Below are 16,668 nucleotides of genomic sequence, written 5' to 3'. Positions count from 1 at the left end.
TGGAAACAGTATGCCGACAGTCAATCAATTGGTAAGAAAGGGCCGGTCGATTCCGCGAGTCAAGTCGAAGTCGCCCGCGCTCAAAGGGAACCCGTTCAAGAGGGGCGTTTGCACGATCGTCCGAACCATGACCCCCAAGAAGCCGAACTCGGCGCTGCGCAAAGTGGCCCGTGTCCGCCTTACCAACGGCATCGAAGTCACCGCCTATATTCCCGGCATTGGCCACAACCTGCAAGAGCACTCGGTCGTGCTCGTTCGCGGCGGCCGTGTAAAAGACCTGCCCGGCGTGCGCTACCACATCGTCCGCGGCACGCAGCAGACCTCGGGAACCTCGAACCGGATGCAGGGGCGCAGCAAGTACGGCGCCAAGCGTCCGAAGGCGGCGGCGAAGTAAGGAGCTTATAGGAAATGCCAAGAAAAGGTGCTGTCCCCAAACGTCGAATCCTTCCCGATCCCGTCTACGGTTCGGAGCTTGCCCAGCGGTTCATCAACCGCATGATGCTCGATGGCAAGAAAGTCACCGCCGAGAAGATCTTCTACGGAGCGCTTTCTGAGCTGGAAGAGAAGACCGGCAACCCCGGCATCCAGGTATTCGAGAAGGCCGTTCAGAATGTGATGCCCGGCGTCGAAGTGCGCCCCCGGCGCGTTGGCGGCCAGACCTACCAGGTCCCGATGGACGTTCGCCCCGAGCGCAAGCGCAGCCTCGCCTTCCGATGGATCGTCGAAGCCGCTCGCAAGCGTTCCGGCAAGACGATGAAGGACAAGCTTTCTGCCGAACTGCTCGATGCCGCGAACGGCACGGGCTCCTCCGTGAAAAAGCGTGAGGACACGCACCGAATGGCCGACGCCAACAAGGCGTTCGCGCACTATCGCTTCTAGTCGTGGATTCTGGGCTGGGAAACCTTGAGTTTTCCGGCCCAAGTTGCCCATAATGGACATGAAGGGCCGCACAGGCGGCCATTCGGAGCAAGACCATGAAGGAGGCCAACACCTCGGCAAAGGCATAAGCGAATCGAACCGCTTGGCCCTGCCGCATTGAGCGACGGGGTTTTTTGTTGCCAGGCCGCCTCCCAATGGTATTGCTCACTTCCTGCTAATAGAACAAACAACGATCAGCGACAAAACACCGAACGAATGGAGTACCCAGTGGACAGGGCCGTCCCTGGGAAACAAGAACAACAGAAACTGAATCTAAGGAAACCCATGCCACGCACGCACCCTCTCGAACTCGTCCGTAACATCGGCATTGCCGCGCATATCGACGCCGGCAAGACGACCACCACGGAGCGCATCCTTTACTACACGGGCAAGTCGCACAAGATGGGCGAAGTGCACGAGGGCGCGGCGACCATGGACTGGATGGTCCAAGAGCAGGAGCGCGGCATCACCATCACCTCGGCTGCGACAAGCTGCTTCTGGTCGGGTTCCCATGATGACAAGCCCGAGCACAAGATCAATATCATCGACACCCCTGGCCACGTGGACTTCACGGTCGAGGTCGAGCGCTCCTTGCGCGTGCTCGATGGTTGTGTGGCCGTGTTTTGCGCTGTTGGCGGCGTGCAGCCCCAAAGCGAAACGGTTTGGCGTCAGGCCAACAAGTACGGCGTCCCGCGAATCATCTATGTCAACAAGATGGACCGCCTTGGCGCGGACTTCTTCGCGGTCGTAGAGAAGATCCTGCAGCGGCTCGGCACGAACGCCGCGCCCATTCAGATTCCCATCGGCGCGGAGAGCCAGTACAAGGGCTATGTGGACCTTATCACGATGAAGGCCACGATCTACAAGTCCGACGACGGAAAGCAATTTGAAGTTGTGGACTGCCCTGCAGACATGCTCGAGACCGCCGCCAAGTGGCGCGAGAAAATGATCGAAGCCATCTCCGATTACGACGATTCGATCATGGAGCGCTTCCTCGAGGGCGACGACATCAGCGAAGCCGACCTTCGCGCCGCCATCCGTGTCGGCACGGTGGGTAACAAGATCGTGCCGATCCTCTCGGGTTCCAGCTTCAAGAACAAGGGCGTGCAGGCGATGGTCGACGCGGTCGTCGACTTCCTTCCGTCTCCGCTCGATGTGGGCGCGGTCAAGGGTGTCGATCCCGACACTGAAGCGCCGCTTGAGCGCAATCCGGACGACACCGAGCCGTTCTCCGCGCTCGCTTTCAAGATCATGTCCGACAAATATGTCGGCCGCTTGACCTATCTCCGTGTCTATTCGGGCATGCTCCGCAAGGGCTCATCGGTCACGGTTTGCTATCGCGATCCTCAGACCAACGAATTCCGAACTCGAACCGAGCGCGTCGGCCGAATTCTCGAAATGCACGCCAACGACCGCACCGACCTTAACGAGGTGTACGCGGGAGAAATCGTCGGCGTGATCGGTCTGAACGACATCAACACCGGACATACGATCTGTGACGAAAAGAAGCCGATCGCTCTTGAGAGTATCCGCTTCCCGGAACCGGTCATCCAGATTGCCATCGAGCCAAAGAGCAAGGCCGACCAGGAGAAGCTGGCGACCTCGCTGATCCGACTCGCGCAGGAAGATCCGACCTTCCGCATGTTCACCGACGCGGAGAGCGGCCAGACGATCATCTCGGGCATGGGCGAGCTTCACCTCGAAATTATCGTGGACCGTCTGAACCGGGAGTTCGGGGTTCAGGCCAACCAAGGCAAACCGCAGGTCGCCTATCGCGAAACCTGCCGCATCAAGGCCAAGGCCGAAGGGCGCTTTGTCCGTCAGACGGGTGGTTCGGGCCAGTATGGCCACTGTTGGCTAGAGATCGAGCCGCTTCCGCCCGGATCGGGATTCATTTTTGAGAACAAGGTCGTTGGCGGCGCGATTCCGAAGGAATACATCCCCGCGATCGAAAAGGGCGTTCGCGAGGCCATGACCTCGGGCATCGTGGCGGGCTACCCCGTCGTGGATGTCAAGGTGATGGTCGTGGACGGCAGCTACCACGAGGTGGACTCGAACGAAAACGCCTTCAAGCAGGCGGGCGTCATCGGCTTCAAGGAAGCCATGAAAAAGGCTAACCCCGTGCTCAAGGAGCCGATCATGCACGTCGAAGTCACGACGCCGGAAGGCAACGTGGGGGACGTTGTGGGCGACCTGAACAGCCGCCGGGGCCGCATCGAGGGCATGGAGAATGCCATGGGCGGCACGTCGATCGTGAACGCGCATGTGCCCCTCTCCGAGATGTTTGGCTACGTGACGACGCTGCGCTCGCTCACCCAGGGCCGTGCGACGCCGAACGTCACGCCTTCGCACTACGAAGAGGTGCCGAACAACATCGCCACCGAAGTGATAGCGAAGGCCCAGGGCGGGAGATAGCAGGTTCGCAGGTCGGCAAGTTTGTAGGTCTGTAGGTTGGGAATACCACCTCTACCCGCTGGGGCGAGGTGGTCAGCCGTTCGCCATTGCACATCGCGATCCCATCCCCTCACCCGGTTCGCGTCGCTTCGCTTGCCGGCCTCTCTCCGATGGGGCGAGGTGAACCCCGTCCTGAAACCTCGGACCTCGGCCCAGGCACCACGGACCTACCATCCTTCCAACCTCCAAACCCTCCCCATATTGCAGCCTGATTGGCGTTGGCGGTACAATACCGGCTTGTCAGGCTCTCCCCGTAAACCCGGGTGGCGGGAGTTTGAATCTAAAAGGATCCACCCAGATACATGGCAAGACAGAAATTCGAACGAAAGAAGCCGCACGTCAACATCGGCACCATCGGCCACGTCGACCACGGCAAGACCACGCTCACAGCAGCGATTACGGGAGTGCTTCAGACCAAGGGTCTCGCCCAGGCTCGAAAGTACGACGAAATCGACTCCGCCCCCGAAGAAAAAGCGAGGGGCATCACCATCAACATCTCGCACCAGGAATACGAGACGGATAAGCGGCACTATGCCCACGTCGACTGCCCTGGCCACGCGGACTATATCAAGAACATGATCACGGGCGCTGCCCAGATGGACGGCGCGATCCTGGTCGTGGCAGCGAACGACGGCGCTATGGCGCAGACCCGCGAGCACATCCTGCTCGCCCGTCAGGTCGGCGTTCCCAGCATGGTCGTGTACTTGAACAAGGTTGACCTCGTGGATGATCCCGAACTGATCGAGCTCGTCGACATGGAGCTTCGAGAGCTGTTGAGCAAGTTCGGTTTTGACGGCGACAACACCCCGATCATCAAGGGTTCCGCCCGCAAGGCGCTGGACCTGGTCGAAGGTGGCAAGGTCGACCTGGAGAACACCGACATCAAGTCAATCCTCGACCTGATGGATGCCGTTGACGCGTTCATCCCCGAGCCGACGCGCGACACCGAGAAGCCGTTCCTGATGGCCGTCGAAGACGTGTTCACCATCACCGGCCGCGGCACCGTTGCGACGGGCCGTGTCGAGCGCGGCCAACTCAAGTCGATGGAAGAAGTCGAGCTTGTCGGCCTCCACCCGGAGACGAAGAAGACGGTCTGCACCGGCGTCGAAATGTTCCGAAAGACCCTCGACTACTGCCAGGCCGGCGACAACGTAGGCCTGCTGCTTCGAGGCGTCGATCGAGCCCAGGTCGAGCGCGGCATGGTCATCTGCAAGCCGGGCTCCATCAAGCCGCACGTGAAGTTCGACTCCGAGGTTTACGTCCTCTCGAAAGATGAGGGCGGCCGCCACACGCCGTTCGTCACGGGCTACCGCCCACAGTTCTACTTCCGCACGACCGACGTGACCGGAACGCTGAACCTGCCGACGGGTGTGGAAATGGTCATGCCTGGCGACAACGTGACGATGACGATCGAGCTGATCCAGCCGATCGCCATGGAGCAGGGCTCCAAATTCGCGATTCGCGAGGGTGGCCGCACGGTGGGCGCCGGAACGATCACGAAGGTCTACGAGTAAGCACCTGCTTCACTCTTGAGAACGCCCGTGGCCCAAGGCCACGGGCGTTCTTGTTTTTGATGGGAGGAGATATCCTAGAGAAATGAAGTGGTTCACCGTGCCCGGGGCCGGTTTGGCGCTCGGCGTCGTATCGATGTTGGGTGCGGGCTCGCCTCCATCCGCGCAGAAGGCACCCAAGCTTGGCTTTCCGGTTTCCGGGCTGGACCGACAGGAGGACCTCCTCTTCTGGGCAGCGGCAGGGGTATTTGGGTTCAATGTGGGGGTCCAGAAGGGGCTTGGGCCGGTGTTCAACGGGACCTCCTGTCGGGAATGCCACGGCGTCGGAGCGCCTGGCGGCGCGGGGGCGAACAGCGCAAGCGACGTGTTCGTGATCGGCGGGATTCGCGATGGAGAATACTCGGACCTTGCGGACCTCGGCGGGCCGATCCTGCAGCAGAAGTCGCTTGGCCGCAAGATCAAGAACTACCCCGTCCACGGCGAGAAGATCCCTGCAGAGGCGCTCTTTGTTAGCCGACGGACTTCTCCGCAGCTCTTTGGGCTGGGGCTGATCGAGGCGATCGACGATCAGACGCTGCTTGACCTGGCCTCGCGCCCCGAACACGACGGCGTGAAGGGAAAGGTCAATTGGGTGCTCAACCCGTTGAGCCAGCAGACGGAGATCGGGCGGTTCGGCTGGAAGGCGCAGATTTCCGATCTGGAGTGGTTTGCCTCTTTCGCGTATCTCAACGAGATCGGGGTGACCAATCCCCTCATGCAGGAAGAGATTAAGCCTTCTGGCAAGGCGATTCCACAGGGCGCAGACCTGGTCCAGGACCCGGAGGACATCGGCGCGGACATCGACTCCTTCTATCGGTTCATGACCTTCCTCGCGCCGCCCGCTCCGCTTCCCAGCCTCGATCTGGCGGGGAAGCGGCTGTTCGGCGCGATTGGGTGCGAGCGCTGCCATGTTCCATCCTTAACCACCAAACCAGACGCCCATCCTGCGCTGGCCTCGAAGGTGATTGCGCCGTATTCAGACTTTCTGCTCCACGACATGGGTCCGGGGCTTGCCGACGGCATCCGGCAAGGCGACGCCACTGGAAGTGAGTTTCGAACGGCGCCGCTATGGGGTCTGCGGCTGAAGAAGCGGTTTCTGCACGATGGGCGGGCCAAGACGCTTGATTTGGCGATTCGGGCCCACGGCGGCGAGGCGACGGTTTCGAGATCTCGCTATTTGAGCCTTAAGGGGCCTGAACGAAAGCAGGTCCAGCGGTTCTTGGCGGGGCTTTAGGACCTTGGAGCCACCCTTTGGACCCTGGCATAACTGCTGGGGTCCAGCAAGACTTGTGTCATAATATCATCACTGCCGAGGAGCGTTGCAAGCCCGGGTTTCGGGGCCAGGCTCGGCGGGGAGAAGCGTTAGCTTTTTCGTAGGCAACGGCGCTCGCAAGAAAAGGTCTTGCGGGCGTTTTGTTTTTTTGGGAGTCGGAACGCGAGACTCCAGTCTCGCCTAGGGTCCGCGAATCTCCCGATTCGCGCTCGGGCAGCGAGAAGAACAAGACGTCCAGGACCGACAATTCAAGGAGCAACATGCACACCGTCAACAACCCAATTCAGACCGACTTTCATGTCGCCGACCTTGGCCTTGCCGAATGGGGCCGCAAAGAGATCGCGATCGCCGAGAAGGAAATGCCCGGACTCATTGCCATTCGCGACGAGTTCGCCAAGGCGCAGCCGCTCAAGGGCGCGCGCATCGCAGGCTCGCTTCATATGACGATCCAGACGGCCGTCCTTATCGAGACCCTGAGGGCGCTCGGTGCCGATGTGCGTTGGGCGAGCTGCAACATCTACAGCACCCAGGACCACGCCGCCGCCGCGATTGCAGACCAGGGCATCCCGGTGTTTGCCGTCAAAGGCGAGAACCTGGATGAGTATTGGGAGTACACCCACCGGATCATGGATTGGTCCGATGGCGGGACCCCCAACATGATTCTCGACGACGGCGGTGACGCCACTTTGCTTGTGCTGCTGGGTTCCCGAGCCGAAGAGGATCCCGGCGTCGTGGAGAACCCCACGAACGAGGAAGAAACCGCGCTCTACGCTTCGATCAAGAGGCGCCTGGCCTCTTCACCCGGCTACTACTCTCGCATCAAGGCCGCGATCAAGGGCATCAGCGAAGAGACCACGACCGGAGTGAAGCGCCTTTATCAGCTTCAGAAGGAGGGACGGCTTCCGTTCCCCTGCTTCAATGTCAACGACTCGGTGACCAAGTCGAAGTTCGACAACCTTTACGGATGCCGCGAGTCGCTGGTGGACGGCATCAAGCGCGCGACCGACGTAATGATCGCGGGCAAGATCGCGGTGGTCTGCGGCTACGGCGACGTGGGCAAAGGCTGCGCCCAGGCGCTGCGTGCTCTGAGCGCCCAGGTTTGGGTGACCGAAATCGATCCGATCTGCGCGCTGCAGGCGGCGATGGAGGGTTACCCGGTCGTGACGATGGAGGATGCCGCGAGCAAGGCCGACATCTTCGTGACGGCGACCGGCAACTACCACGTGATCACGCACGAGCACATGAAGGCGATGAAGGACGAGGCCATCGTCTGCAACATCGGCCACTTCGACAGCGAGATCGACGTTGCCTCGCTCAAGGGCTACAAGTGGGAGAACATCAAGCCGCAGGTGGACCACATCGTGTTTCCTGACGGGAAGCGGATCACGCTTCTTGCGGAAGGACGCCTGGTCAACCTCGGTTGCGGAACGGGCCACCCCAGCTATGTGATGAGCTCGAGCTTCACCAACCAGGTGATGGCGCAGATCGAGCTTTGGACCAAGGCCGGCGAGTACGCGCCGGGCGTCTATGTGCTGCCAAAGATCCTGGACGAGAAGGTGGCGCGGCTCCAGCTCAAGAAGCTGGATTCCAAGCTGACCCAGCTCCGTCCAGATCAGGCAAGCTACATCTCGGTGGACCCCAACGGCCCATACAAACCGGATCATTATCGGTATTGAGTGCGAAACGTCGGTAAAAGGAACCGCTGAAGCGGCGTTTGGTTCGGAACGCGAGACTCCAGTCTCGCATAGGGTCCGCGAATCTCCAGATTCGCGGATGAGACAAGAGCAGAGCCCCTGAAGAACTTCGGAACGGAAGGCTCAGGGGTTGTGGCTCATCTTCCCGACCGCTTCTCTGCGGACTTTGCCAAAACGCGCCCTATCGCCGTGGGGTTCGCCGAGGAATAGGGGAAGCGGGAGGGATCGGAGCAGAGCCCGGCCTTGACTGGATTCCACTCAATGTAGGCAACGATCTTGCCGAAGTGCTCCTCATCTCGGATCATCCGATCGAAGAAGTCCCTCTGCCAGAAAGCTCCGTGGCCGCCGTAGTGCTTGTGGATCTCACGAGAGCAATATCCCTTCAGAGGCCTGAGAATGTCGCGGAAGTCGCGGCCTTCAAACGGGGTGATCAGGACGTGAACGTGCGTGGGCATCACCACCCACGCGTGAAGCGTGTAATGGAGCTCGTGATAGTAGAGAAGGGCATCTTGAACGATCTTGGCGGCTCCTGGAAGCTTGAGGGTAGCGGACCCGTGGCCCTCGTCGAGGTAACTCTCAATACGAGATTGCATTTGACGGGCAGCTTCCTCTTTGGGGAGACGCCCCATTTCTTCCTCCCAGCTAAGCAAGAGGGCGTGCGGGATAGAATCCTTGAGTCGCCAGGTAATAAATTGGGGCACCGGGCCCGCGTCGATATGTGGAAGATATCCGCGCGAGTACCAGCCTCGAGGCTCGGACATGTGTCTATCTTAGTGGATTCGGCGAGGTGATTCAAGGTGCGGCCAGAGCCCGAGTCTGGAGACTCGGGGACCCTATGCGAGACTGGAGTCTCGCGTTCCGTCCCATCCCATCAACATGCCCCTGTACTCCCGGGAATCCGGGCCATTCCGTATCGCATTGCACCGCCGAAAGGGCCTAAAAAAGCTGAGCAGAAGCTGCGCGAAAGCCAAGGATCCGTTTTGCGGCGCCAATGTGCCTGTGGTACAATCGTCCGTCCCTGAGAGGTTGGGATGGCTGGTCATGCGGCTATCCGGAATTCGCGGGGAAATAGGAGCGCGGACAGCCTTGTCCGCACCCCGGAGCGCAGGCTTCCAGCCTGCGCCAATCTGGAGAAACATCGAAGCATGAAAGTAAGAATCCGCCTACGGGCCTATGACCACCGCATTCTCGACATCTCGGCCGAGAAGATCGCCGAGACCGCACGCCGCACCGGCGCCCGAATCCGCGGCCCGATCCCCCTTCCCACCGATATCCGGCGCTTCTGCGTCAACCGCGGCCCGACCATCGACAAGGAGTCGATGGAACACTTCGAGCTGCGGACCCACAACCGCTTGATCGATATCGTCGAGCCCACGAACAAGACCATCGATGCCCTCATGCGCCTCGATCTGCCAAGCGGCGTTGATATCGAGATCAAGAGTTAGGTATAGTCTTCAAGCTTTGAGCCAAGGCTCGAAGCGCTCGGCTTCGATAGCGAGGACGGCGCTGACCCCGATCTCCGGGGCAACGGCAACCAGATCGTCCTGGGCGGAGAAGCTAAAACCGGAAGGAAACCAGGTTCTGGGTTTTCAGGTGTTCGGGTGTTCAGGTTTTTGGACCTGACAACCTGACAACCTGACAACCCGACAACCTGAAGACCCGACGACCACATTCGGAGAACTTAATGCTGCCAGGACTACTAGGCACGAAAATTGGAATGACCCACGTCTACACGGACGAAGGCAAGATGGTGCCCGTCACCGTCATCCAGGCCGGGCCCGTGTTTGTGACGCAGATCAAGACCCCCGAGACCGACGGCTACTCGGCGGTCCAGGTGGGTTTCGGCGCTGACCGAGAAAAGAACCTCACCTGGCCGAAGTTTGGCCACTTGAAGAAGGCCGGTCTCGATCAGAACGTGAAGACCCTGCGCGAGTTTCGAGTCGAAAACACCAACGGCTTTGAACTCGGGCAGACGATCGACGCCAGCATTTTCGAGGCGGGCGAGAAGGTCGCGGTCACCGGAACCAGCAAGGGCAAAGGGTTTGCCGGCGGCGTCAAGCGCTACCACTTCAAGGGCCAGCACATGACGCACGGCTACATGACCCACCGACGTCCGCTCTCGAGCGGCGCCACGGGTCCTCAGCGCGTTTTCAAAGGCACCCGTCGCCCGGGTCGAATGGGCGGCGACACCATGACCCAGCTTGGGCTCAAGATCCACGCCGTGGACGTTGAGCGCAACCTGATCCTCGTCGACGGCAGCATCCCCGGCGCCCCGGGCTCGCTCGTGATCATCAACAAGTCGGAGCGATAAGGAAACAGAGATGGCTAAGCTCGAAGTAAGAGGAAAAGACGGAAAGAAGGTTGGGACGGTAGACGTCAGCGAGGCCATCGCCAAGGCCGGCGCCGCTCTCCTTCACCGCGCTGTCGTTTCAGAGGAAGCGAATTCAAGGCAAGGCACATCGGCGACGAAGGGCCGTGCCCAGGTCAAGGGCGGCGGCAAGAAGCCCTATAAGCAAAAGAAGACCGGCCGAGCCCGACAGGGAACGATCCGTGCGCCGCACTACACGCATGGCGGACACGCGCACTTCCTGGAGCCGCGCGACTACTCCAAGAAGATGAACCGAAAGGAGCGCCAGGCGGCGATCCTCGGTGCGCTCGCCGAGAAGATCGAATCCAACGACGTGGTGATTGCTGAGAAGATCGCCTTTGCCGGCCCGAAGACCAAGGACGCCGCGGCGTTCCTGAACTCGCTGGAAGTCGGAGAGGCCAAGCGCGTGCTCGTGGTGCTCGCTGAGATTGACGACGTGGCTTACAAGTGTTTCCGCAACATGCCGAACGTGGTGGTTCGCACCGCACCGGCCAAGGTGGAGGAAGGCAAGGCAGCTCCCAAGACCGCAGTGTTTTCAACGCGCGACGTGCTCGTCGCCCACAAAATCGTGATCGCCAAGGACGCGCTCTCCCGAATTGAAGAGGTATGGGGCAAATGAAGGACCCGCACGACATCATCATTCAGCCGCACATCACCGAGCGTTCCGTGGCGCAGAGCTACGGCAATCCCCTCGTTAAGGACGAGAAGGACAACGTTCGCAAGTACACCTTTATCGTTGCGAAGAACTCGACCAAGATCGAGATCAAGGGCGCGATCGAGGCCATCTACAACGCCGGCAAGAAGAAGGGCGAGGCCATCGAAGTGACCGGCGTGAACACCGTGACCATTCGAGGCAAGCTTCGAAGGGTGCGCACCAAGCACGCCCAGTACCCGGTGGCGGGCCATCGAGCCGATTCGAAGAAGGCGATCATCACCTTGAAGGCCGGCCAGCAGTTGGAGGACTTCGGAGTCTAATATGCCCGTAAAGCCACTCAAACCAACCTCTCCAGGCAGGCGCCACAAAATTGGCGCCACCTATTCGGAGATCACCAAGTCCAAGCCGGAGAAGTCGCTCACGTCTGCCAAGCCGAAGAGCGGCGGCCGAAACAACACGGGCCGCACCACTGCTTTCAAGACCGGAGGCGGCAATAAGCAGAAGTATCGAATCATCGACTTCAAGCGAACGAAGGACAGCGTTGTTGCCCAGGTGGCTGCGATAGAATACGATCCGAACCGCACCTGCCGCATCGCGCTGCTCCACTACGCCGACGGCTCAAAGGCCTATATCTTGGCGCCCAAGGGCCTGGTAGTCGGCGCCAAGGTGAGCAGCGGGCCGGAGTCGGACATCCTTCCGGGCAACTGCCTGGCCTTGAAAAACATCCCCCTCGGCACGCTCGTTCACAACATCGAGCTGCAGCCGGGAAAGGGCGGCCAGATGGTCCGGTCGGCGGGCGCCGCGGCCCAGGTTATGGCCAAAGAAGGTCTTTATGTCACGCTGAGGCTTCCCAGCGGCGAAATGCGCATGGTCCACCAGGACTGCCGCGCGACCGTAGGCGAAGTTGGCAACGCCGAGCATGAGAACGAGCGCATGGGCAAGGCGGGCAAGAACCGCGGCCTTGGCCGGCGCCCGACGATTCGCGGCGTTGTGAAATCGCCAAGGGACCACCCCCATGGTGGTGGTGAAGCCAAGTCGCCTGTGGGCCGCAAGAAGGGTCCCGTGGACCGTTGGGGCAACAAGGCTCTGGGTACGCGAACCCGCAAGAACAAGCGGACGAACAAATTCATCGTGAGACGGAGGAACGGCTAGTGAATTGAGGATTTGGGATTTCGGATCTCGGGTTGGGGGCAGTCCCATCCGAGCCAATCCGCAATCCGCCATCCGCAATCCGCAATTGGTAAAAGCTCATGGCTAGAAGCACAAAGAAAGGGTTCTTCGTGGACGACCACCTTCTGAAGAAGGTGCGAGACATGAACACCAAAGGCGACAAGAAGCTCGTCAAGACTTGGTCGAGGCGCTCGACGATCATCCCCGAGATGATCGGGCACACCTTGGCCGTGCACGACGGCAGAAAGCACGTTCCGGTGTTCATCACCGAAAACATGATCGGGCACAAGCTCGGGGAATTTGCCCCCACGCGAACGTTCCGCGGCCACGCGGGCGGCCTGGCCGAGCGAGGAACCCGCATCAAGTAGCATTCGGGCCGGCATAGGTTCAAAAAGGTACAATCAAAGGCCTTTTTGAGCGCGCCAGACGAATCAAGAAGACGAGACAATGGAAGTTAAGGCAGTCGGAAAGAACATAAGGGTGCAGCCGCGCAAGGTGCGGATCGTTGCGGACAAGGTCCGCGGCAATCCTGCCGCTCGCATGGCGTCGACGCTGCGCTTCCACAAGAGCAAGTCGGCACAGGCCCTTCGCAAGGTGATCGAGAGTGCGATCGCCAACGCGGAGAACAACTATGGCCTGAACGGCGATTCGCTCCGGATCGCAGAGGTCTATGTGGACGGCGGCCCCCGCCTCAAGCGGATTCAGCCCCGAGCCATGGGCCGCGCCTATCGGATCGAGAAGAAGACCAGCCACATCACCGTGGTCGTCGAGGAGACCGAAGCGCCGCTGAAGACCAAGAACAAGGGCACTCAGGCGAAGCCAAGGCCCACGTTCGGCGAGAAGAAGAAATCGAAGGCCAAGCCCGTCGCGGAAGCTCCGGCGCCCGCTCCGGTCGAAGAGCCGATCGCAGAAGAAGTCGTCGAGACCGAGGCCGTGGCCGAGGCTCCTGGGGTTCAGGAATCTCCCGCCGAGGACGTGGTCGAGACACCGGCAGAGGAGCCCGCTGAAGAGCCGGCCGCCGCAGACGCTGAAGTCGAGCCAGCCGCCGAGGCTGCCAAAGAAAAGGAAACGGAGTAAAGCTTGGGTCAGAAGATCAATCCAGTTGGGTTTAGGGTAGGCGTGATCCGTGGCTTCGACAGCCACTGGTTCTATAACAAGAAGGGCTATGGCCCCGCGCTTCACCAGGACTATCGCATCCGGGAGTTCATCAAGAACCGGATCGCGAAGGGCGTCATCTCCCGCGTCGAAATCGAGCGAGCGGCAAACCGCGTGAAGGTCACGATCTACACGTCTCGCCCCGGAGCGATCATCGGCAAGGGCGGAAAGGGAATCGACGACCTGAGCGCGGCTTTGAACGCGATGGTCCGACGGTTCGACCACCTTCAATCCGTTCAGGTGAACGTGACCGAGGTGCGACAGCCCGAACTCGATGCCCAGTTAGTGGCCGAGAACGTTGCCGTTCAGCTCGAGAAGCGAATTTCTCACCGTCGAGCGATGCGGCAGGCGCTGACCCGCGTGGCCCGAATGAACGGGCGAGGCATCAAAATCCAGGTTGCTGGCCGATTGGGCGGTTCCGAAATCGCGCGCTCTGAGGGCGACAAGCTTGGAAAGGTGCCGCTGCACACGCTTCGTGCCGACATTGACTACGGCATCGCCACGGCGAACACGATCTATGGTTCTGTAGGCGTGAAGGTCTGGATCTATCGCGGAGAGATCCTCCCCGAGCGCAGACTCGCCGAAGCCGTGGCCGCTCCGGCCGGCGAAGCCGCCCCCAAAGTGGAAGCTCCCGTCCCGTCGCCGGCTCCGGCTCCTGAGCCCGCTCCAGCACCTGTGGAGGCCACGGCTCCCGTTGAGGAGGTGAAGAACGATGTTAATGCCTAAAAGGGTCAAGTACCGCAAGATGCACCGAGGCCGAATGGCCGGACCCGCGACGCGGGGCAACACCGTGGCTTTTGGCGAGTTCGGTCTGATGGCCACCATGCCGGGCTGGATCACCAGCCGACAGATCGAGGCCGCCCGTATCGCCATGACCCGCCACGTGAAGCGCGGCGGAAAGGTCTGGATCCGCATCTTCCCGGACAAGTCCTACACGAAGAAGCCGCTCGAAACCCGTATGGGAAAGGGAAAAGCGCCCGTAGAAGGGTGGGTGGCGGTCATCAAGCCGGGTCGAGTCATGTTCGAGATGGAGGGCGTGCCGGTCGAGGTGGCCCGTGAGGCCATGCGGCTCGCCATGCACAAGCTGCCCATCAGCTCCAAGTTTGTTACCAAGCACGATATCGAGGGCGCGTAAGCCCGACTCAAACGAAACCTATGAAAGCACTGAAGTCGACTGAACTGCGAGGCAAGAACGTGCCGGAGCTCGAAGAGATGCTCTCGGCCGAGCGCTCGGCGCTGTACAAGGCGCGACGGGACCTGGTTTTTCGCCAGAACATGGACCGGTCTGGGCTCGCCGTTCGGCGTCACAACGTCGCTCGCATCTTGACCATCATCGGTGAGAAAAAGCGGGGCGGCGAGACCGTGGCGGCTCCGGCGCCCAAGAAGGCTCCGGCCAAAGCCGCTCCCAAGAAGGCCGCCGTCACCAAGAAGAGCGGAGGTGACGCGTAATGGCAGCAGAGAAAAAGGCCAAGAAGGCTGCGCCGAAGGCCAAAGCCGCCGTCGTCGAGGCTGCGGCTGAAGACCGGGGTACGCGCAAGGTTCGAGAGGGCATGGTCGTATCTGCCAAGATGCAGAAGACCGTAGTGGTCAGCATCGAGCGCCGGATCGCGCACCCACTCTATGGCAAGGTTGTGAAGCGCTCGGAGCGATTCAAGGCACACGACGAGCTTTCCTGCGACGTGGGAGACCGAGTGCAGATCATGGAGACGCGGCCGATCAGCAAGGATAAGCGCTGGAGAGTTTCAAAGATTCTGGAGAAGGTGAAGTAGGGAAGTGAGAATGGACTGATTGGTGAGAATGGTGAGAATGGCACATGGCATCTGACTGCCTGCCCCAGAACTCTCACAATTCCTTCAATTCTCACAACTCTCACGATCTTTGTGAAAAGCAATGATTCAACAATTTTCGAGACTGAAAGTGGCGGACAACTCGGGCGCGCGAGAAGTCATGTGCATTCGCGTGCTCAAGGGTTCGCAGCCCAAGTACGGGGGTGTCGGGGACGTCATCGTGGGCAGCGTGAAGACCGCGACTCCCAACATGCCCGTCAAGAAGGGCGACGTCATCAAGGCCGTCATCGTGCGAACCAAAAAGCCGATCCGACGCGTCGATGGCAGCACGCTCAGGTTTGACGACAACGCCTGCGTGCTCATCAATCCGCAGAACATGGAGCCGAGAGGCACCCGAATCTTCGGGCCGGTGGCGCGCGAGCTTCGAGACCACAACTTTATGAAGATCGTTTCCCTCGCGCCGGAGGTGCTCTAACATGACGAAAGCCGAAATCAAAAAACGAGCCCAGCATATCAAGCTCAAAGTGCGCCAGGGCGACCGAGTGAAGATCATCTCGGGCAAAGACAAGGGTGAAGAGGGCTTCATCGCCGCCGTCGACCCCAAGGCCAACAAGGTCATGGTCCTGAAAGAGAACGAAGAGGACAAGGACCAGCCGCTGCCCCTGAACGCCGCCGTCAAGCACCGAAAGGCGCGCATGCAGGGCGAGAAGTCAGCTCGAATCCGCATCCCCGTGCCGCTCGACGTCAGCAATGTGATGGTGCTCGATCCCAAGACCGGCGAGCCGACCCGCGTGGGCCGGAAGAAGGACGGCGGCAAGATCGTGCGCTACTCCAAGAAGACGAAAACGGTCTTCAAGGACGAGCCGAACAAATAGGGACGTGTGAGAATCGAGGGAAAGGTGAATTTGGTGAGAATGGACATCGGTGTTAGTTGAGCCATTCCCACAACTCTCACAAGTCTCACATTTTTCACGTTCCCCATCCCTCAAAGTGGCTTTCCGGTCAGAAATCGGAGAGCAGAGTAGAAGAAAATGGCTAAAGAGAAGAAATCGGAAGGCGGGCCCGTTGCCCTGCCGACGCCTCGTCTGAAGGCGATCTATAAGGAGCAGGTTGCGCCGAAGCTCATTCAGGAGTTCGGCTACAAGTCGCCGATGCAAGCGCCCCGGCTCGTTAAAGTTGTGCTCAACATGGGCACCGGCACCGGTGAAAAGGACCCCAAGCACCTCGAGAACTCCGTTCGCGACATGACGCTCATCGCAGGCCAAAAGCCCGTGGTGACCATCGCGAAGAAGGCCATTTCGAACTTCAAACTCCGCCAAGGCATGAAGATCGGCTGCAAGGTCACCCTGCGAGGCGACCGCGCCTATCACTTCCTCGACCGCCTTTGCACGGTCGTGCTGCCCCGAATTCGAGACTTCCAGGGCCTTCCCGCCAAATCGTTCGATGGCCGTGGCAACTACGCGCTTGGTCTGAAAGAGCAGCTGGTGTTCCCGGAGATCCCTTACGACTCGTTCGACCGCCAACGCGGAATGGACATCGTGATCTGCACGACAGCGAAAACCGACCAGGAAGCGTGGTCGTTCCTCAAGCAGATGGGACTTCCGCTTCGCGAGAAGTAAGGCCGATCCTGAGCTAGCGGAACGA

General features: G+C 60.3%; 21 protein-coding genes and 1 riboswitch. Of the genes, 20 read left to right on the top strand and 1 reads right to left on the bottom strand.

Annotated features, from left to right (window positions below; translation table 11 throughout):
• The first annotated feature begins 10 nt into the window (after nucleotides 1-10).
• The 6 genes from HZC36_12200 to HZC36_12175 all read left to right on the top strand — a co-directional run bounded on the left by HZC36_12200 (nucleotide 11) and on the right by HZC36_12175 (nucleotide 7,871).
• Nucleotides 11-394 (top strand): 30S ribosomal protein S12, encoded by a 384-nt coding sequence (locus tag HZC36_12200; GenBank protein ID MBI5707736.1) that lies wholly within the window; start codon nucleotides 11-13, stop codon nucleotides 392-394.
• 14 nt (nucleotides 395-408) lie between these two features.
• Nucleotides 409-879, top strand: coding sequence for a 30S ribosomal protein S7 (rpsG, locus tag HZC36_12195; GenBank protein ID MBI5707735.1), 471 nt, complete (start codon nucleotides 409-411; stop codon nucleotides 877-879).
• Between the two features lie 324 nt (nucleotides 880-1,203).
• Nucleotides 1,204-3,333 carry an elongation factor G gene (fusA, locus tag HZC36_12190; GenBank protein MBI5707734.1) on the top strand — a complete coding sequence of 710 codons (2,130 nt, stop codon included), beginning with the start codon at nucleotides 1,204-1,206 and terminating at the stop codon, nucleotides 3,331-3,333.
• 341 nt (nucleotides 3,334-3,674) lie between these two features.
• Nucleotides 3,675-4,886: an elongation factor Tu gene (tuf, locus tag HZC36_12185; GenBank protein ID MBI5707733.1), complete on the top strand. Its 1,212-nt coding sequence runs from the start codon at nucleotides 3,675-3,677 to the stop codon at nucleotides 4,884-4,886.
• Nucleotides 4,887-4,968: 82 nt separating this feature from the next.
• Nucleotides 4,969-6,156: a hypothetical protein gene (locus tag HZC36_12180; protein ID MBI5707732.1), complete on the top strand. Its 1,188-nt coding sequence runs from the start codon at nucleotides 4,969-4,971 to the stop codon at nucleotides 6,154-6,156.
• A gap of 71 nt (nucleotides 6,157-6,227) precedes the next feature.
• A riboswitch (S-adenosyl-L-homocysteine riboswitch) is annotated at nucleotides 6,228-6,318 on the top strand.
• 137 nt (nucleotides 6,319-6,455) lie between these two features.
• Nucleotides 6,456-7,871: an adenosylhomocysteinase gene (locus HZC36_12175; protein ID MBI5707731.1), complete on the top strand. Its 1,416-nt coding sequence runs from the start codon at nucleotides 6,456-6,458 to the stop codon at nucleotides 7,869-7,871.
• Between the two features lie 155 nt (nucleotides 7,872-8,026).
• On the opposite strand, the gene HZC36_12170 is transcribed toward HZC36_12175, so the two are convergent.
• Nucleotides 8,027-8,482, bottom strand: coding sequence for a transposase (locus HZC36_12170; protein MBI5707730.1), 456 nt, complete (start codon nucleotides 8,480-8,482; stop codon nucleotides 8,027-8,029).
• A gap of 552 nt (nucleotides 8,483-9,034) precedes the next feature.
• On the opposite strand from HZC36_12170, the gene rpsJ reads away from it, so the two are divergent.
• The 14 genes from rpsJ (at nucleotide 9,035) to rplE (ending at nucleotide 16,643) form a co-directional block, all read left to right on the top strand.
• Nucleotides 9,035-9,334, top strand: a complete 300-nt coding sequence (gene rpsJ / locus HZC36_12165; GenBank protein MBI5707729.1) for a 30S ribosomal protein S10 — start codon at nucleotides 9,035-9,037, stop codon at nucleotides 9,332-9,334.
• A gap of 239 nt (nucleotides 9,335-9,573) precedes the next feature.
• The gene (rplC, locus tag HZC36_12160; protein ID MBI5707728.1) at nucleotides 9,574-10,200 is read left to right on the top strand and encodes a 50S ribosomal protein L3; all 627 of its coding nucleotides are present in this window, start codon (nucleotides 9,574-9,576) and stop codon (nucleotides 10,198-10,200) included.
• Between the two features lie 10 nt (nucleotides 10,201-10,210).
• Entirely contained in the window at nucleotides 10,211-10,876 is a 666-nt protein-coding gene (gene rplD / locus HZC36_12155; protein ID MBI5707727.1) for a 50S ribosomal protein L4, read from the top strand.
• Entirely contained in the window at nucleotides 10,873-11,232 is a 360-nt protein-coding gene (locus HZC36_12150) for a 50S ribosomal protein L23 (GenBank protein MBI5707726.1), read from the top strand. Before rplD ends, HZC36_12150 begins: the two co-directional genes overlap by 4 nt.
• A 1-nt stretch (nucleotide 11,233) precedes the next feature.
• Nucleotides 11,234-12,064 (top strand): 50S ribosomal protein L2, encoded by an 831-nt coding sequence (gene rplB, locus HZC36_12145; protein MBI5707725.1) that lies wholly within the window; start codon nucleotides 11,234-11,236, stop codon nucleotides 12,062-12,064.
• Between the two features lie 98 nt (nucleotides 12,065-12,162).
• Nucleotides 12,163-12,450 (top strand): 30S ribosomal protein S19, encoded by a 288-nt coding sequence (gene rpsS, locus HZC36_12140; protein MBI5707724.1) that lies wholly within the window; start codon nucleotides 12,163-12,165, stop codon nucleotides 12,448-12,450.
• Between the two features lie 79 nt (nucleotides 12,451-12,529).
• The gene (gene rplV / locus HZC36_12135) at nucleotides 12,530-13,159 is read left to right on the top strand and encodes a 50S ribosomal protein L22 (protein ID MBI5707723.1); all 630 of its coding nucleotides are present in this window, start codon (nucleotides 12,530-12,532) and stop codon (nucleotides 13,157-13,159) included.
• 3 nt (nucleotides 13,160-13,162) lie between these two features.
• Nucleotides 13,163-13,963 carry a 30S ribosomal protein S3 gene (rpsC, locus tag HZC36_12130; GenBank protein ID MBI5707722.1) on the top strand — a complete coding sequence of 267 codons (801 nt, stop codon included), beginning with the start codon at nucleotides 13,163-13,165 and terminating at the stop codon, nucleotides 13,961-13,963.
• Nucleotides 13,950-14,372 (top strand): 50S ribosomal protein L16, encoded by a 423-nt coding sequence (rplP, locus tag HZC36_12125; GenBank protein MBI5707721.1) that lies wholly within the window; start codon nucleotides 13,950-13,952, stop codon nucleotides 14,370-14,372. The genes rpsC and rplP overlap by 14 nt, the downstream gene beginning before the upstream one ends.
• 20 nt (nucleotides 14,373-14,392) lie before the next feature.
• A complete protein-coding gene (gene rpmC / locus HZC36_12120) occupies nucleotides 14,393-14,686 on the top strand; it encodes a 50S ribosomal protein L29 (GenBank protein ID MBI5707720.1) in 294 nt (97 codons plus the stop codon).
• On the top strand, nucleotides 14,686-15,006 hold the full coding sequence (gene rpsQ, locus HZC36_12115) for a 30S ribosomal protein S17 (protein ID MBI5707719.1): 321 nt from the start codon (nucleotides 14,686-14,688) through the stop codon (nucleotides 15,004-15,006). The genes rpmC and rpsQ overlap by 1 nt, the downstream gene beginning before the upstream one ends.
• Nucleotides 15,007-15,127: 121 nt before the next feature.
• Nucleotides 15,128-15,499: a 50S ribosomal protein L14 gene (gene rplN, locus HZC36_12110; protein ID MBI5707718.1), complete on the top strand. Its 372-nt coding sequence runs from the start codon at nucleotides 15,128-15,130 to the stop codon at nucleotides 15,497-15,499.
• Nucleotide 15,500: 1 nt separating this feature from the next.
• Nucleotides 15,501-15,899, top strand: coding sequence for a 50S ribosomal protein L24 (gene rplX / locus HZC36_12105; protein ID MBI5707717.1), 399 nt, complete (start codon nucleotides 15,501-15,503; stop codon nucleotides 15,897-15,899).
• A gap of 156 nt (nucleotides 15,900-16,055) precedes the next feature.
• A complete protein-coding gene (rplE, locus tag HZC36_12100) occupies nucleotides 16,056-16,643 on the top strand; it encodes a 50S ribosomal protein L5 (protein ID MBI5707716.1) in 588 nt (195 codons plus the stop codon).
• The last annotated feature ends 25 nt before the right edge of the window (nucleotides 16,644-16,668 follow it).

The organism is Armatimonadota bacterium (assembly GCA_016223145.1).
GTDB lineage: Bacteria > Armatimonadota > Fimbriimonadia > Fimbriimonadales > Fimbriimonadaceae > Nitrosymbiomonas.
Note: the sequence above shows the minus strand (reverse complement) of the source record. Positions and strands in the feature narration are given on the sequence as shown.

What these genes read in the sequence shown, in the direction of transcription:
- HZC36_12200 (MBI5707736.1), top strand. Translation starts at nt 11, where the DNA reads ATGCCGACAGTCAATCAATTGGTAAGAAAGGGCCGGTCGATTCCGCGA.
- rpsG (MBI5707735.1), top strand. Translation starts at nt 409, where the DNA reads ATGCCAAGAAAAGGTGCTGTCCCCAAACGTCGAATCCTTCCCGATCCC.
- fusA (MBI5707734.1), top strand. Translation starts at nt 1,204, where the DNA reads ATGCCACGCACGCACCCTCTCGAACTCGTCCGTAACATCGGCATTGCC.
- tuf (MBI5707733.1), top strand. Translation starts at nt 3,675, where the DNA reads ATGGCAAGACAGAAATTCGAACGAAAGAAGCCGCACGTCAACATCGGC.
- HZC36_12180 (MBI5707732.1), top strand. Translation starts at nt 4,969, where the DNA reads ATGAAGTGGTTCACCGTGCCCGGGGCCGGTTTGGCGCTCGGCGTCGTA.
- HZC36_12175 (MBI5707731.1), top strand. Translation starts at nt 6,456, where the DNA reads ATGCACACCGTCAACAACCCAATTCAGACCGACTTTCATGTCGCCGAC.
- HZC36_12170 (MBI5707730.1), bottom strand. Translation starts at nt 8,482, where the DNA reads ATGCAATCTCGTATTGAGAGTTACCTCGACGAGGGCCACGGGTCCGCT.
- rpsJ (MBI5707729.1), top strand. Translation starts at nt 9,035, where the DNA reads ATGAAAGTAAGAATCCGCCTACGGGCCTATGACCACCGCATTCTCGAC.
- rplC (MBI5707728.1), top strand. Translation starts at nt 9,574, where the DNA reads ATGCTGCCAGGACTACTAGGCACGAAAATTGGAATGACCCACGTCTAC.
- rplD (MBI5707727.1), top strand. Translation starts at nt 10,211, where the DNA reads ATGGCTAAGCTCGAAGTAAGAGGAAAAGACGGAAAGAAGGTTGGGACG.
- HZC36_12150 (MBI5707726.1), top strand. Translation starts at nt 10,873, where the DNA reads ATGAAGGACCCGCACGACATCATCATTCAGCCGCACATCACCGAGCGT.
- rplB (MBI5707725.1), top strand. Translation starts at nt 11,234, where the DNA reads ATGCCCGTAAAGCCACTCAAACCAACCTCTCCAGGCAGGCGCCACAAA.
- rpsS (MBI5707724.1), top strand. Translation starts at nt 12,163, where the DNA reads ATGGCTAGAAGCACAAAGAAAGGGTTCTTCGTGGACGACCACCTTCTG.
- rplV (MBI5707723.1), top strand. Translation starts at nt 12,530, where the DNA reads ATGGAAGTTAAGGCAGTCGGAAAGAACATAAGGGTGCAGCCGCGCAAG.
- rplP (MBI5707721.1), top strand. Translation starts at nt 13,950, where the DNA reads ATGTTAATGCCTAAAAGGGTCAAGTACCGCAAGATGCACCGAGGCCGA.
- rpmC (MBI5707720.1), top strand. Translation starts at nt 14,393, where the DNA reads ATGAAAGCACTGAAGTCGACTGAACTGCGAGGCAAGAACGTGCCGGAG.
- rpsQ (MBI5707719.1), top strand. Translation starts at nt 14,686, where the DNA reads ATGGCAGCAGAGAAAAAGGCCAAGAAGGCTGCGCCGAAGGCCAAAGCC.
- rplN (MBI5707718.1), top strand. Translation starts at nt 15,128, where the DNA reads ATGATTCAACAATTTTCGAGACTGAAAGTGGCGGACAACTCGGGCGCG.
- rplX (MBI5707717.1), top strand. Translation starts at nt 15,501, where the DNA reads ATGACGAAAGCCGAAATCAAAAAACGAGCCCAGCATATCAAGCTCAAA.
- rplE (MBI5707716.1), top strand. Translation starts at nt 16,056, where the DNA reads ATGGCTAAAGAGAAGAAATCGGAAGGCGGGCCCGTTGCCCTGCCGACG.